4 protein-coding genes are annotated in these 14,920 nt (G+C 61.7%); 3 read left to right on the forward strand and 1 reads right to left on the reverse strand.

The annotated features are described in order from the left end of the window. Positions 1-132 precede the first annotated feature (132 nt). The 3 genes from IHQ43_RS19185 to IHQ43_RS19195 all read left to right on the forward strand — a co-directional run bounded on the left by IHQ43_RS19185 (position 133) and on the right by IHQ43_RS19195 (position 4,141). Positions 133-1,110 (forward strand): hypothetical protein, encoded by a 978-nt coding sequence (locus IHQ43_RS19185; protein WP_192561723.1) that lies wholly within the window; start codon positions 133-135, stop codon positions 1,108-1,110. A gap of 13 nt (positions 1,111-1,123) precedes the next feature. Further along, positions 1,124-2,779, forward strand: coding sequence for a lactate permease (locus IHQ43_RS19190; RefSeq protein ID WP_192561724.1), 1,656 nt, complete (start codon positions 1,124-1,126; stop codon positions 2,777-2,779). 123 nt (positions 2,780-2,902) lie between these two features. After that, positions 2,903-4,141: an OmpA family protein gene (locus IHQ43_RS19195; RefSeq protein WP_192561725.1), complete on the forward strand. Its 1,239-nt coding sequence runs from the start codon at positions 2,903-2,905 to the stop codon at positions 4,139-4,141. 85 nt (positions 4,142-4,226) lie between these two features. Here IHQ43_RS19195 and IHQ43_RS19200 read toward each other — a convergent pair whose 3' ends face one another. Continuing rightward, positions 4,227-14,747 (reverse strand): autotransporter-associated beta strand repeat-containing protein, encoded by a 10,521-nt coding sequence (locus IHQ43_RS19200; RefSeq protein ID WP_192561726.1) that lies wholly within the window; start codon positions 14,745-14,747, stop codon positions 4,227-4,229. Between the last annotated feature and the right edge of the window lie 173 nt (positions 14,748-14,920).

Consider the following 14,920-nt stretch of genomic DNA (forward strand, 5'->3'; position numbering starts at 1 on the left):
ATGACGCGAATACTAGCAGAGAGCCAAATGGGGCTGCCGTGTCAATCCTTCCTAAGATAACTGAAGGCATATTGACATCACCTTTCAACAAGGGAGAATCCCCGCCATATCTGAAAAAGTCAGGGATTACTTATGAAATTTCGCGCCTACTGCCCCACGGAAGAAACGATTATCGATAGTTGGCTGCGCGAAACCGCTGCCCCTTGTGCCGCAAACTTTCGCTCGACTGACATTTTCTCTTCCATCACCAGCGCTGTAGGCCGGGCATTTGACGCGACGCGCGAGACGGTGACAGAAGCTGCGGACATCGTCGGAGATAAAGTCGGCAATCTGTATGACGCCACTGTAGAAACGATTTCCGATGCTGCGGACGTTGTAACTGAAGTAGCCGAAAAGGTCGGTGACGCTGTATCCGATGCCTACAATTCCACCGTCGAAACCGCCTCCAGCGCTGCCGATGTTGTGGCTGACGCCTACACCTCGGCTGTCGAGTCCGTGGTAGACGCGGCAGACAAAGTGGGTGATGTGCTTGGTGATGCCTACGACTTCACACGTGAAACCATAGCCAGCGGTTACGACAGCTCTCGTGACTATGTGGCCGAATTCGGCACGTCAATGGCAACCTACTGGAATGCAAAAAAAGAGCTGGAAGAGCGTAAGGAAAAAAACGCGGAAGCTCGTGGTGAAATGCGCCAGAAAGCCAAGAGTGAAATTCGGGAAAAGCGCTTCACCGAGGCACTGGCAAAAGCCAAGGCCTGCATCGATAGCCACGAAGCCTACTTCAAGATGCTGATTGCCATGCAAGCTGTCGCCCAGGCAAGTGCTGCCTGCGCCGGGGTGGCCAGCAAAGAAGATAAACAGCAGATCGACGAGTTCCTGATGGGAATGGGCGGCGGATTCCTCCCAGCGACAGTACAAAGTGCAATAAACCTGCTGTCCCTCAACCCTCCCACGCTCAAAGAAGCTTTCGTTCGCGCACGAAAAGTCGGCCCCGAGGCGCAGCCATTATTTGAAGAGATCATTGATTTCGTCACGACACTGAATGGCGAAATGAACGTGCCGCAAAAGGCGTTTCGCTCGGGATGGGCACAGTTGTCTGCCGTTGCTTGAAAGGAGAAACACCATGACGGATCGAATTGAACGTTTCAAAGCCCGGCAACGTCAGCAAGCAGCCTTGAGTAACACCGCACGACTTGTCGAATTGCCCGAGTCCGATATCGCTCGACAATTGCTTGAAGAACCCTTGCTCCGTACGACGGAGGACGTGTTTATCAGCGCTGATTTTTCGGTGGACTTGCACGTTGCCGACGACGAAGCAGAGGCCATTCTCAAAGGGTATTCGCAAACCTTCAACCAGCAACGATTCGATCAGTTGATCGGAGACAGCAAACGCGAAGTCTTGCAGGCCATCGCGGTGCCTTTCGGTCTGGGCCGCGTGTTGGCGGTGTACGACAAAAAAGGTGGCAACGTCGATACCATTAACAATGCGCGAAACAAGGTGTATGCGACCGATGCTGCAGCAGACAAATATGCAGATCTGCCCAAGTACGACTCGAACAAGTTCCATGGGGACAAGGCTTACATCGCAAAAAACGCAAAAGACACTCTCGCTCAGAATTCAGGCGTGCTCAAGGACGCCTACACCAACGAAACCTTCAGTCAGAACAAAAACCATGACCCGCGTAACCTTGATCACACCATTTCAGCCAATGTGATTCACAACGATGCAGGACGTGTACTGGCCGATGTGGATGGGCCGACGCTGGCCAATGCAGATTCGAATCTGAACCCGACCAAAAAAGCTTTGAACCAGTCAAAGGGCAAAAAAAACGCCACTCAATTCGTCGAGGAGCTGCAAAAGAACACCCAAAGCCGCCAGGAAGAAATGCAGCGTTTGTCCGACAAAGAAGAGCTGACGCCCAAAGACGAAAATCGTCTGCGATTACTCAAGCAACAAGAGGCCATCGCACAAACCCCCGATTTGCTCCTGGCCAAGGACAAAGCAGCGCGCGAGGCGTATGAAAAGAAGCTCAGTGATGCCTATTACAAAAGCGAAAAATTCAAATCCGACCTCGCCAAAACCAGCCTGAAGGAAGGCGGCAAGATGGCCTTTCAGCAAGCCTTCGGCGTCATGCTCATCGAATTCTTCAGCGCGACCTTCGACGAAGTTACAGATCTGTACCGCAATGGCCGATCTCATGAGTCGTTGGTGCCTGAGTTGCGGACACGTCTGGAACGCATTGCGAAGCGAGTCGCAAATCAATGGCAAACAGCCTTGGCGGCAGGCGGTGGAGGCTTCGTGGCCGGCGTTCTGGCCAACCTGGTGACAACGCTGATCAACGTCTTCGTCACCACGGGCAAACGCGCGGTGCGCATGTTTCGTGAAGGATTCATGTCACTGCTCAAGGCACTCAAAACGCTGTTGCTGCCCCCGAAAGGGCTCACATTACGTGAGGCGGCACACGAGGCAATCAAAATCACCTGCGCCGGCGGAGTCATCATCGCTGGAGTCGCACTGGAAGAAATCATCGAAAAACAGATGCTCACGATTCCCGGTCTGGGTGCCTTGGGTGCGATCTTGTCAGCCGTAATCGTCGGTGCACTGACAGGCCTGGCCAGCACTTTTGTTGTTTATCTGGTGGACAAGCTGGATCTGCTGGGCGTGAACCGAGACCGCGAGTTGATCGCGCTCAACGAACAGTCGGATCGAAACCTGCGGCAGGCGATGGCAGAAAACGACAGATTGCTTTTGGAGCTGGAAAGTAGCCTGGCTACCTGACCCCCCTCTCTGCCGAGCCAGTTTTAGCTGGCCATCGAACATGGCTCGTCGTTTCACTTGCTTGGTCAATCAAGAAAAACAAACCTGCATGCATCGCGTGCAGGCTCTTCCTCAGGAAAACTCGTGTCTGAATTACTTGAAACCCTTCAAAAACTTTCCTCCTTTGCAGCCAAATCAACCATTGCACTTGGCATTCTTATCACCTGGGGTTACTGCGCTTTCCTGATCAATTTCTTCCCGACCGGCCTCAACCTGGCAGATAGCCTGGTTTTTATTTTCATAGCACTAGGGTTTGGTTTTTTGTATTCGTACTGGTTGGGAAGCAGCTTTATAGCTTTTAACTTTGCTTTCGCTGCATTCAAAGATAAAAACCTCATCGACAAAGTATTCTCCATTTTATTCAGCTTCTTTTTCTTCAGCGCGCTTGCCCTGGTTGCTTACTTCATGCAGGACTGGGCTGCTTTCTTTGCGCCCATCGCCAGCGGATTCATCTTGTACATTGCAGTAAACCACTGGAAATCCGACCTGTCCGATACAGCTGAAAAACAAAAGCGAACACTGCAACGAATCGTTTTGCTGGTGATTGCCATCATTATCCCGGCAGCCATGGTGCCACCGGTTTTCGGCAAGTTCATTGACGGGACCTTTGGCTTTATTGGAGTCCAGCAAAAAGACGTTTCACTGGTGTTAAGCGAAGAAAATCAAAGAATCATCAGCGACACTGCAAAAGAACTGAACCTCTCGATTTATGGCTGTACGAAGGAGGGAAACCAAACCAATATTGCTCATCACTTCAATGTCCTCTGGCACGGATTGGGCGAACGCAGTCTTGTACAACTGCTCGCCTACGATACTGAAAGCAAGAAATGGAACAAAAAAATCGCAAAAATCGAACTGGATCGCAGCGGCGTTAAAGTCCTGACTCCGGAGAACAAGCGAAATAGTTTCAAGACCTGCTTAACCGTGAACACCGACACGCTTTTCGATATTTACGACGACAAAATCAGCGCTAACGGGAAGAAGCAACTCGCTCAATTTACTCAGGAAACCGAACTAAGGCTGGCAGCCGATCATCTGAAGATACTTTCCGCCAACATCATCGGCCACACCGACAGAATCCCCGTGCTCAAGCCGGGAGACTCCAATGCGGCCCTGTCCATGCGGCGCGCCGACAGCGTGTATGCAGAGATCAAAGAACTGTTTTCCGACCTGCCTGAGGCACAAGTAAAACGACTCGGACAAGGCTCGCTGGAACCCAAGTCGACATGCACCAGAGACCTGCCACTCCCTGAACAAAAGGAATGCCTGGCGGTAGACCGACGCGTTGAGATCGAACTGAAAGTACAACTAAAAGAGCAATGATCATTCCTTCATACGGATAGCAAACGAAAAGCAACGATCAAAAAAAAGCCGCCCTTGCGGGCGGCTGAAGTGCTTCGCTCCTGAATCAGAACCCGAGGCTGAAGCTGATGGTCATCGCATGGTCGTTGCTCTCGTTCGACAGCTGCCCTGAATAGCCGATGCCGAGTTTGCCGGTCGGGCTGATCTGGAAGTCCACGCCTGCTTCGACCACCGCGCTGTCCTTGGCAATCGGCACGCCCTGGGTGTTGAACGAGGCGCCGCCGTCGATGAAGGTCAGGTCGGCGTCGGGTTTGGTGTCGCCGAAGGCATGCCGCCAGCCGAGCGCCGCACGCGGGGTGAATTGCCCGCCGTTGGCCAGGGTGATGACCTTGCCGGCGCGCACGCCCAGGGTCGAGAAGGTGATGTCCTGATCGGCCTCGGCGCGCAGGCGGCCCACCCCGCCTTTTTCCTTGGCCTTGTCACTGTCGTAGTTGACGTATGCCAGGCCGGCGAACGGTTCCAGGGCAATCCCGGCCGCTTCGATGGCGTAGCCGACTTCACCGAACACCTGAGCGCTGCGCGCGTCGTAGTTGGCCTTCAAGCGGTCGTTGTAGGCGCCGACGCTGACGTCGCGCTTGGTCTCGATGTCGTGCCAGCTGTACGCCGCGCCGAGGCGCACTGCCAGAGCATCGAATTGCGAGTTGAGGTACGCCGCCAGGTGGTAGCTCTCGACCGTGGCATCCGAGCGACGATCATGGGCATCCAGATCGCTGCGGGTGTAGCCGGCGGCCATGCCGACGCGCCATTGGTCATCGATCTGCTTGTCGGTGCCGAGCATGAAGCCGCTCAGGTTGCGATCCAGTTTCGCGCTGTTGCTGTCGCCGTCCGACTCGCCCCAGGCGCCGAGTGCACGGGCCCAGCCGACCATTTCGCCGTGGCAGCCGTTGCTGCTCAGCTGATTTTCGCTCGGAGCCAGGGCGCGGCGTGGATCGTCCGGAGCACTGCACGACGGCTGGCGCATACGGTCGTTGACCGCGTCCCGCACGTAGCGCGAATCCTCAAGGATTGCGCTGGCGGTGCTGGCATGGATTTCACCCGACAGACTGTCGAAGGCGTTACGAGCGCCGGCCACACTGAGGTTGACGAGTTCGTTCTGCAACGCTGCGCCCGCTGCTCCGTTGCGCATCAACGCCGAGGCAGTGTTGCGCTGGTTGCGGGTGGCCGCGACGTCGACGAACGAGTTGCCGTTGCGGCTGACTACCAGATTCACCGCGTTAGCGTCATACACCAGCGCCGAGTCAAGGAACGCATACTGCGGCAGATCGGCGGCGCTGAACGTGCCGATCACCCCGCCTCCGGCGGTGATCAGTGAGTACACGGTATTGCCGGTGAACGGTGCCAGGCTGTTGACCTGCAGACCGCCGCCCAAGGTGGCAGTACCACCGACTGCCAGTGGTGTGGCGGTCGGCGAGCTGACAGTCAGGGCCAACACACCGTCGGCGGCGTTGGTCAGGTTGCCGGCGACACTCAAGGTGCCAGCCTCGGCACCGGACTGCACCACACCATGGTTGACCAACGAACCGACGCTGCCGTTACCGCTCAACCCGGCGCCGTTGGCCACGGTGACCCGCCCGCCGAGCGAAGCCCGGGCCGAGCGGCTGCCGACCTGCAGCACGCCCTGATCGACCGCAACGGTGCCGCTGAACGGCTGATTGCCGGTCAACAACAGGGTTGCGTCACCCCGCTTGGCCAACGCGCCGGTACCACTGAGTACCCCGTTGAACTGACCATTGGCGTTCTGCTGGAACACCAGCGATGCTTTGTTGAGGATGTTGCCCTGCAGGCTGGTGGTGTTACCGATCAGCGTACCGCCGCTGACCGTGGTCCCGCCGCTGTAGGTGTTGGCGCCGCTGAGGATCAGGGTGCCGGAATCCAGCTTCTCGATGCCGCCACTGCCCACCAGCGGTACGGAGATTTCCGCGCTGCCACCGGCATTCACCCGCACGGGTGCGAGACTGCCGTCCGCGCCGTTGACCGGTGTCAACGTACCGCCGGCGCCCGGAACCAGGCTGTAACCGTTGGTGAGGAACTGCAACCCGGTGAAGTTCTGATTGCCTTGCACGGTGACCGTGCCGCTCTGTCCGCCGAACACCGCGAACTGACCGCTCGACGCCTGCGCCTGAGTACCGGTCGGATCGGTCCAGTTGGTACCCGGGCCCCACACGCCGCTGCCGCCGCCGATGCTGCCGTCCGGGTTGGTGGTGCCGCCGTTCCAGAACTGCACCTCACCCGGCGTGTTCTGCACCAGCAGGTTGACCTGATTGGCCAACGCGGTTTGCAGAGTCAGGTTGGCCGCCGACACTGGCAGGCTGCCGTACACCAGACCGTTGTTGGTCAGGCTGCCGCCGTAGCTGAACAGTTGGTAGACCCCGGTGCCGAAGCCGCCGGCGTTGCTGATGTTCAGCGTACCGTCGAGGGTCAGGTTGCCGGCGACGTTGACCACGGTTGTGGAGCTGGCGGCCGAGCCGAGCGTGAAGTCCAGGTTGGTGCCGGAAGACAGTGCCAGCGAACCGACCGACAACGCGGTCGAGTGCCCGCCGCCGAGCAGTGTTGCCCCGTTGGCCAGTTGCACGGCGCCGCCGAGTTGACCACCGCCACCGAGCTTCGCACCACTGGCAACGTTGACGTTGGCACTGTTGAGCACACCGCTGACGTTCAGCGAACCGGCCTGCACCGCGGTGTTGCCGGTGAAGGTGTTGTTGCCGGTCAGCAGCAAGGCGCCAGTGCCGGTTTTGTTGAGGGTGCCGGCGCCCGTCAGGTTGCCGGTGTAGCTGCCGTCGCTGTTCTGCTCGAAGGTCAGCGCCGCGTTATTGACGATGGCGCCTTGCAGGCTGCTGGTGTCGCCACGGGTGCTGCCGCCGTTGAGCGTCGTACCGCCGCTGTAGGTGTTGGCGCCGCTGAGGACGAGGTCGCCGTTGCCGTTTTTCACCAGACTGCCGCTGCCGGTGATCGCCCCGATCAGGGTGGTGTTCTGGTTGCCGGCCAGGGTCAGTTGCGCACCCAGGTTGATGGCGTTGGCCAGTTGCAGCGCAGAGGTGCTGTCGAGGGTACCGTTGCCGAGCACGCTGAGGGCGCCGCTGCTGATCGCGCTGTTGTTGCCCAGGATCAGCGAGCCGCCGGACAGTTGAGTGCCGCCGCTGTAAGTGTTGCTGCCGTTAAGGGTCAGGCTCGATGCGCCGGTCTTGATCAGACTGCCGCTGCCACTGACCACACCGCCAAGGGTCAGCGCGTTGGAACCGGTGACGGTGAGTCCGCCATTGAGCACCACATCGTTGGCCAGACTGGCCGCCGTGTTGCTGTCCAGCGCCGTGCCATTGGCGGCGGTCAACACGCCAGTGCCGAGGGCGGCGTTGTTGCCAACCACGATCTTGCCGCCATTGAGCGCGGTGCCGCCGGTGTAGCCGTTGGCCGCATTGAGCACCAGGGTGCCAGTGTCGTATTTGCCCAGCGTACCGGCACCGTTGAGCGCGACGCCCACGGTGGCGGTGACATTCGGATCGACCCTTACGGTCGCATTGCCCAGCGAACCGTCGACCAGATTCAGCGAACCGGCCGTGCCGTTCTGCAGGCTGTAGCCATCGGTGACGAACTGCATGCCGGTGATGGTTTGCGCGCCGTTGACCGTGACCGTGCCCGCGGTGCCCTGGAACACTGCGAAGTTGTTGGTCCAGGCCTGATTGGTGGTGCCGTTGACGTCGGTCCAGTTGGTGGTGCCAGTGCCCCACGTGCCGCTGCCGCCATCCACCGAACCGTTGGCGACGAGTTGGTTGCCGTCCCAGAACTGCACGGTGACGCCCGGTGCGGTGACCAGCAGGTTGATCTGGTTGGCCAGCGCGGTTTGCAGGGTCAGGTCACCCGGGGTGACGCTGCCCGGCACGGTGCCGATCAGCATGCCGTTGTCGGTCAGGCCGCCGGTGTAGTTGATCAACCGGTACACACCGCTGCCGAAACCGCCGATGTCGCTGACGTTGAGGGTGCCGTCGAGGGTCAGGTTGCCACCGACGTTGACCAGCGCGTTGCCGCCACCGGACACCGGCGCGCCGAGGCCGACATCGAAGTTGGAGTTGGCGTTGAACACCAGCGAATTCACCGACAGGGTGCTGCCGGTAGCGCCGGCCAGATGACCGCCATCCGCCACGGTCACGGTCCCGCCGAGCGAACCGCCGCCGGTCAGGGTGCCGCCGCTGTTGACCAGCACACTGGCGCTGTCCAGCGAACCGCTGACGTTCAAGGTGCCGGCGTTGACCGTGGTGTTGCCGGTCAGGCTGTTGAGGCCGGTCAGGGTCAGCGTACCGGTGCCGAGTTTGCTCAGTTCGCCCGTGCCCGTGAGCACACCGTCAAAAATACCGCTGGCGTTGTTGCCGCCGATGCTCAGCGTGTTGCCGCCGCCGATCAGTGCGGTCCCGCTGCCGGTCAGGCTGGCGAGGCTGCCCGAGCCGCCTAGGTTGAGAGTCGCCGCAGCGCCGAGATTGACCCCGGCGTTGCTGCCCAGTGCCGAGTTGCCCAGGGTGGTCAGGCTGCCGGACTGCACATCGAAGGTGCCGCTGAAGGTGTTGTTGCCGGTCAGCGTCAGGTCGGCCAGACCGTTCTTGGTCAGGGTGCCGGCCCCGGCGATCACGCCACCGAGGGTCAGGTTGTTGTTGCCCGCCACGCTGAGGTTGGCATTGACGTTTAGGTTGTTGGCCAGTACCAGCGGCGCCGTGGTGTCGAGGGTCGACGCGCCCGCCACGGTCACCGCGCCGGAGCCCAGGCCTGACGAGGTGCCGAGGGTCACGGTGCCGGCGTTCAGCGTAGTGCCGCCGCTGTAGGTGTTGATGCCGTTGAGGGTCAGGTTGGAGGCGCCATTTTTGATCAGTCCACCGGTACCGCTGACCACGCCGCTGAGGGCCACGTCGCTGTTGCCGGTGTTGGTCAGGTTGGCGTTGAGTACCACGTTGTTGCCCAGCGACACCGAGGTGTTGCTGTCCAGCGCCGAGGCACCGGCCACGGTCAGGTTGCCCAGACCAAGGGCGCCGTTGCTGCCGGCGGTCAGGGTGCCGGCGTTGAGGGTGACGCCACCGAGGAAGTTGTTGGCCCCGCTCAGGATCAGGTTGGCCGCACCGTTCTTGGTCAGGCTGCCGGCGCCGTTGATCGCGCCTGACAACGTCAGGTTGTTGCTGCCGACGATAGCGAGGTTGCCCGCCAGGTTGATCGCATTGCCCGCACTGAAGGCGCCACTGGCATCGAGTGTGGTGCCGTTCGCCGCGTTCAGGGTGGCTGAACCCAGCGCGCTGTTCGACGCCAGAACCAGACCGCCCGCGTTCAGTGCCACCGGCCCGAGGAAGGCGTTGTTGCCGCCGAGGGTCAGGCTGGCCGAGCCGTTCTTGATCAAGCCGCCGGTGCCGGAAATGACACCGTTGAGGGTCAGCGCATTGCTGCCGAGCACGGTCAGGTTGCCATTCAGCGTGGCAGCGTTGGCCAGGGTCGCAGCGGTGTTGCTGTCGAGTTGCGTGCCGGCATTGGCGATCAGCGCGCCAGTGCCCAGTGCGGTGTTGCTGCCGACCACCAGGGTGCCGCCGTCCAGTTGCGTGCCGCCGGTGTAGCTGTTGGCGCCGTTGAGTACCAGGGTGCCCGCGTCGAGTTTGTTGAGGATGCCGCTGCCGTCGATGTTCACACCGACCGTGGCGGTCACGCCCGGATCGACCCGCATCGCCGTGGTGCCGCCGGAGCCGTTGACGGCGGTCAGCAGCCCCGATGTGCCGTTGACCACGTTGTAGCCATCGGTGAGGAACTGCATCCCGGTGAACAGTTGCGTGCCGTTGACCGACACCGTGCCGGCCGTGCCCTGGAACACCGCGAAGTCGCCGGCCCAGGTCTGGTTCACCGTGCCGCTGGAATTGGTCCAGTTGGTGCCGCCGGCAGTCCATGTGCCGGTGCCGCCATCCACGGTGCCGTTGGCGATCGTCTGGCTGCCGTCCCAGAAACGCAGGTTGGTGTTCGGCGCCGACACGATCAGGTTGACCTGGTTACCCAGGGTCTGCACAAGAATGTCGCCGAGGCCGTATCCCACCGGTACACCGGCCACGGTCAAACCGTTGTCGGTCAGCGCGCCGATGTAGTTGAACAAGCGATAGACACCGACGCCGAAACCGCCGGCATCGGTGACGTTGAGGTTGCCGTCGAGGGTCAGGTTGCCGCCGATGTTCATCAGCGAGCTGGTCGATGGCGTGGCGAGGCTTGCGTCAACATTGCTGTTGGCCGTGAGGATCAGTGACGAGGTAGACAGGGTATTGCCCGAGGACAACGCCAGATGACCACCGCTGTTGATGGTGATGAAACCAAGCGCCGATCCGGTGCCCGTGAGGGTCGCACCGTTGTTGACGTTGAGCTGGTTGCTGGCCAGCGAACCGGTAAGGTTCAGCGTACCGCCATTGACGTTGGTGTTGCCGGTGATGCCGTTGGTGCCAGTGAGGTTCAGCGTCCCGGTGCCGACTTTGGTCAGCGCACCGCTGCCACCGAGGTCGCCGTCGAAGGTGCTGGTGCTGTTCACGCCGCCCACGGTCAGGGTGTTGCCGCCGGCGATCTGCACACTGCCGCTGCCGCTCAAGCCGTTGAGGCTGGCGCTGCTGTTGAGATAGAGATTGGCACCGGCGCTGATGTTGGCGCCGGAGGTGTTGCCCAGCGCCCCGCTGCTCACGGTGGTGACGCTGCCGGAGGCGATGTTCAGCGCGCCGGTGAAGGTGTTGTTGCCGCTGAGCGTCAGGTCGCCGAAGCCGTCCTTGGTCAGGCTGCCGGCGCCATCGATCACGCCGCTGAGGTTCAGGGTGTTGCTGCCGGCCAGGGTCAGGCCGGCGTTGAGAGTGATGTTGTTGCCGACGCTCATGCCGGTGCTGGTATCCAGCGTCGATGCACCGCCGACCGTCAAGCCGCCACTGCCCAACGCAGCGGCCGAACCCAGTGTCAGCGTACCCGCGTTGAGCGTGCTGCCACCGCTGAAGGTGTTGGTGCCATTGACCGTCAGGTTGGCCGCGCCATTCTTGATCAACTGGCCGGCGCCACTGATCACGCCGCCGAGGGTCAGGTCCTGGGTGCCGCCGACGCTCAGCGCTGCATTGAGCACGACCGCGTTGGCCAGGCTGACCAGCGGCGAACTGCTATCGAGGGTTGCTGCGCCACCGACGGTCAAGGCGCCGGTGCCGAGGGCCGAGCTGTTGCCGGCGGTCACTGTACCGGCGTTCAGCGTGGTGCCGCCGGCGTAGGTGTTGGTGCCATTGAGATTCAGATTGGCTGCGCCGTTTTTCACCAGGCTGCCGGCGCCGGCGACGGTTCCGGTGAGGCTCAGATCGGCGCTGCCGCCGATGTTCATCGCACCGGCCAGGTTGACCTGGTTGCCCAGAGTGACGGCCGTGTTGGTATCCAGCGTGGTGCCGGCCGCTGCGTTCAATGCGCCGCTGCCGATCGCGGTATTGCTGCCGACAATCAGCTTGCCCACGTTCAGCGCGGTGTTGCCGAAGTAGGTGTTGGCGCCGTTGAGAATCAGGTCGGCCGGGCCGCTTTTGGTCAGGCCACCGACCCCGGAGACCACGCCCGCGAGGGTCAGCGCGTTGCTGCCGCCGATGGTCACGTTGCCGCCGAGGTTGACGTTGTTGGCCAGACTGGTCGCGGTACTGGCGTCCAGCGTGGTGTTGTTGCCGGCATTGAGGATGCCGGTGCCGAGGGCGGTATTGGAGCCGACGACCAGTGTCCCGGCGTTCAGCGACGTAGAGCCGGTGTAGGTGTTGTTGCCGGTCAGGGTCAGGGTCGAGGAGCCAGTCTTGATCAGGTTGCTGCCACCACTGATCACGCCGCCGAGGGTCAGTGGGTTGGCGCCGCCGGCGGTGAGGTTGGAGTTGAGGGCAATCGCGTTGTTCAGCGTCACGTTGGCGCTGCTGTTGAGCGTCGCACCCGCCCCGCCCACCGTCAGCGTGCCGGTGCCGAGTGCCGCGCCGTTGCCGACGGTCAGGCTGCCGGCGTTGAGCGCGGTGCCGCCGGTGAAGGTGTTGGCGCCGTTGAGGGTCAGGTTGGCGGTGCCGTTCTTGATCAACTGACTGGCGCCGCTGAGCACGCCGCCCAGGATCATGCCGTTGCTGCCGCCGATGGCCAGGTTGCCGTTGAGGGCGACGTTGTTGTTCAGGATGACCGAGGTATTGCTGTCGAGGGTCGCGGCGCTGGCGACAGTCAGGGCGCCGCTGCCCAGCGCGGCGGCGTTGCCGACGGTCAGGGTGCCGGCGTTCAGCGTGGTGCCGCCGCTGAAGGTGTTGGCACCGTTGAGAATCAGGTTGGCCGCGCCGTTCTTGGTCAGCCCGCCGCTGCCGCTGACGACACCACCGAGGGTCAGGTTGGCGTTGCCGGCGATGTTCAGGTTGCCGCCCAGAGCAACGGCGTTGCCCAGCGCCACGGTGGTGCTGGCGTCGAGAGTGGTGCCCGCCGCCGTGGTCAGTGCGCCGGTACCGAGCGCGGTGTTGGAGCCGACGATCAACGTTCCGTTGTTCAGCGCCGTGCCACCGGAGAAGGTGTTGTTGCCGCTGAGGGTCAGGTTCGCTGTGCCACCCTTGATCAGGTTGCCGGCACCGCTGATAACACCGCTCAGGCCCAGCGCCTGTGTGCCGCCAATGGTCAGCCCGCCGGCCAGCGCGACGGCGTTGGCCAAGGTCACGGCGGTGGTCGCATCCAGCGTGGTGCCGGCCGCTGCGTTCAAGGCGCCCGTGCCGAGCGCGGTGTTGCTGCCGACGAGCAAGCTGCCGCCGTTGAGCGCGGTGGTGCCGCTGTTGGTGTTGTTGCCGGTCAGGGTCAGGCTGGCGCTGCCGCTTTTGGTGATCGCGCCGGTGCCGGACACGATGCCGGCCAGGGTCAGGGCATTGCTGCCGAGCACGTTCAGCGCACCGGTGATGCCGACGTTGTTGGCCAGGGTCACGTTGCCAGTGCTGTCGAGACTGGTGCCGTTGCTGGTGTTGAGCACGCCAGTGCCCAACGCGTTGTTGTTGCCGACGCGCAAGGTCCCGGCGCTGAGGCTGGTGATCCCGGTGTAGGTGTTGATGCCGTTGAGGGTCAGGCTGCCGCTGCCGGTTTTGGTCAGGTTGGCGGCGCCGCTGATCACCCCGCCCAGAGTCAGCGCACCGGTGCCGGTCGCGGTCAGGGTGCTGTTGAGCGTGATCGCGTTAGCCAGCGAAATCGGCGTCGTCGCCGAAATGCTCGACGAGCCGCCAACGGTGATGCCGCCGGTGCTGAACGCCTGATTGTTGCCCACCAGCACCACACCGCCGTTGAGCACGGTGTTACCGGAGTAGGTGTTGATGCCGTTGAGATTGATCTGGCCGCTGCCGATCTTGGTCAGGCCGCCCGTGCCGGAAATCACCCCGTTCAGGGTCATGCCGTTGATGCCCTGCAGGGTCAGGCCAGTCCCGCCCAGGTTGATCTGGTTGGCCAGCGTCAAACCGGCATTGCTGGCCTGGAGGATCCCGCCGTTGGACGTCAGCACACCGCTGCCGAACGCCGCGTTGTCGTTGAACTGCGCGACACCGCCATTGAGGGTGGTCGCACCGCTGACCAATGGCCCCTGCAAGGTCCAGGTGCCGCTGTTGAGGGTCAGATTGTTGAAGTTGACGTAGGTCGCGCTGGACGCTGTACCGGTCCCGGTGGTGCCGCCGCCGAGGCCGATCGGGTTTTGCAGGATCAGCGTGTTGGTACCGGCCGCACCGCCATCGATCGTCCCGGTGGGTGCGAAGGTCAGGTTGACGCCGATCAGGCCACCGAGACCAACGGACACTTGCACACCGTCGCCGACGTTAACGCTGGAACCTGTGATCGCGTAGAAGGTGTTGGTGCTGCCCGCCCCCATCGACACGCCGCCCGTGATGTTACCGGCGTTGGTGAAGGTGTTGCCCGCCACCGACGTCTCGAACGCAACCCGGCCGTTGATCGTACCGCTGGCACTGTTAGTCATGTTGACTTGCGAGCCGCCATACACCCCGACCACTGGGGTATCGGCCAGGGTGATGCCGCCGACCGACAGCCCGGTCGAAGTAATCGTGCCGTCGTTGGTGATGGTCGTGGTGCCCGACACCGAGTTGTTCACCGCAATCCCCAGACCGTCGATGCTGGTCAGGTTGAGGCCGAGCAACATGCCGGTGCCGCGAATGAGCCCGGTGGTGTTGTTGGCGATGCTCACGGTGCTGGTTGCGCCGGTGCCGATGAAAGCGCCGCCACTGAGGATCGACACCAGGCCCAGCAACGCTGGGTCGATGGTCCCGGAGTTGTTCAGGTTGATGTTGGCCCCGGTCAGGTTGATGACCTTGCCGCCCAGCGTCGAGTTCATCTGCGCGCCGTTGGTGACGTTGACCGTCAGGCCGCTGGTGGCACTGCTGTAGTCATTGAGAAACAGCGGCAGGGTCGGGACACCCGAGCAGGTAATCGTGGAGCCCGCCGCCGAGCAGGTGGCGAACGCCTGCTCGCTGACACCGCCGAACAGCAGTCCGGCGACGCTCAGGTGCACAGCAAGGGACAGTGGGGAAAAACGCGAAACGAGGGCGACACCAAACCTTGCTTCCACGGGTTACTCCTTTCGTGGTCAATTTCATCCTTGAAAGCGCGCAACGGCAGGCAGATCGAACACGCGCATCAAGAGTGCGACGGTCATCACAAAAACCGTTTCATTCCCGACACACGCTAGTTGATGCCCCGCAATGGGACATTGGTTAAATGGCATTAATACTTTTGTGATAG

Origin of the sequence: Pseudomonas gozinkensis, assembly GCF_014863585.1 — a bacterium.
Classification (GTDB): domain Bacteria; phylum Pseudomonadota; class Gammaproteobacteria; order Pseudomonadales; family Pseudomonadaceae; genus Aquipseudomonas; species Aquipseudomonas gozinkensis.

Bases quoted from the DNA above. Each gene is read 5' to 3' on its own strand.
- IHQ43_RS19185 (WP_192561723.1), top strand. From the start codon at position 133: ATGAAATTTCGCGCCTACTGCCCCACGGAAGAAACGATTATCGATAGT.
- IHQ43_RS19190 (WP_192561724.1), top strand. From the start codon at position 1,124: ATGACGGATCGAATTGAACGTTTCAAAGCCCGGCAACGTCAGCAAGCA.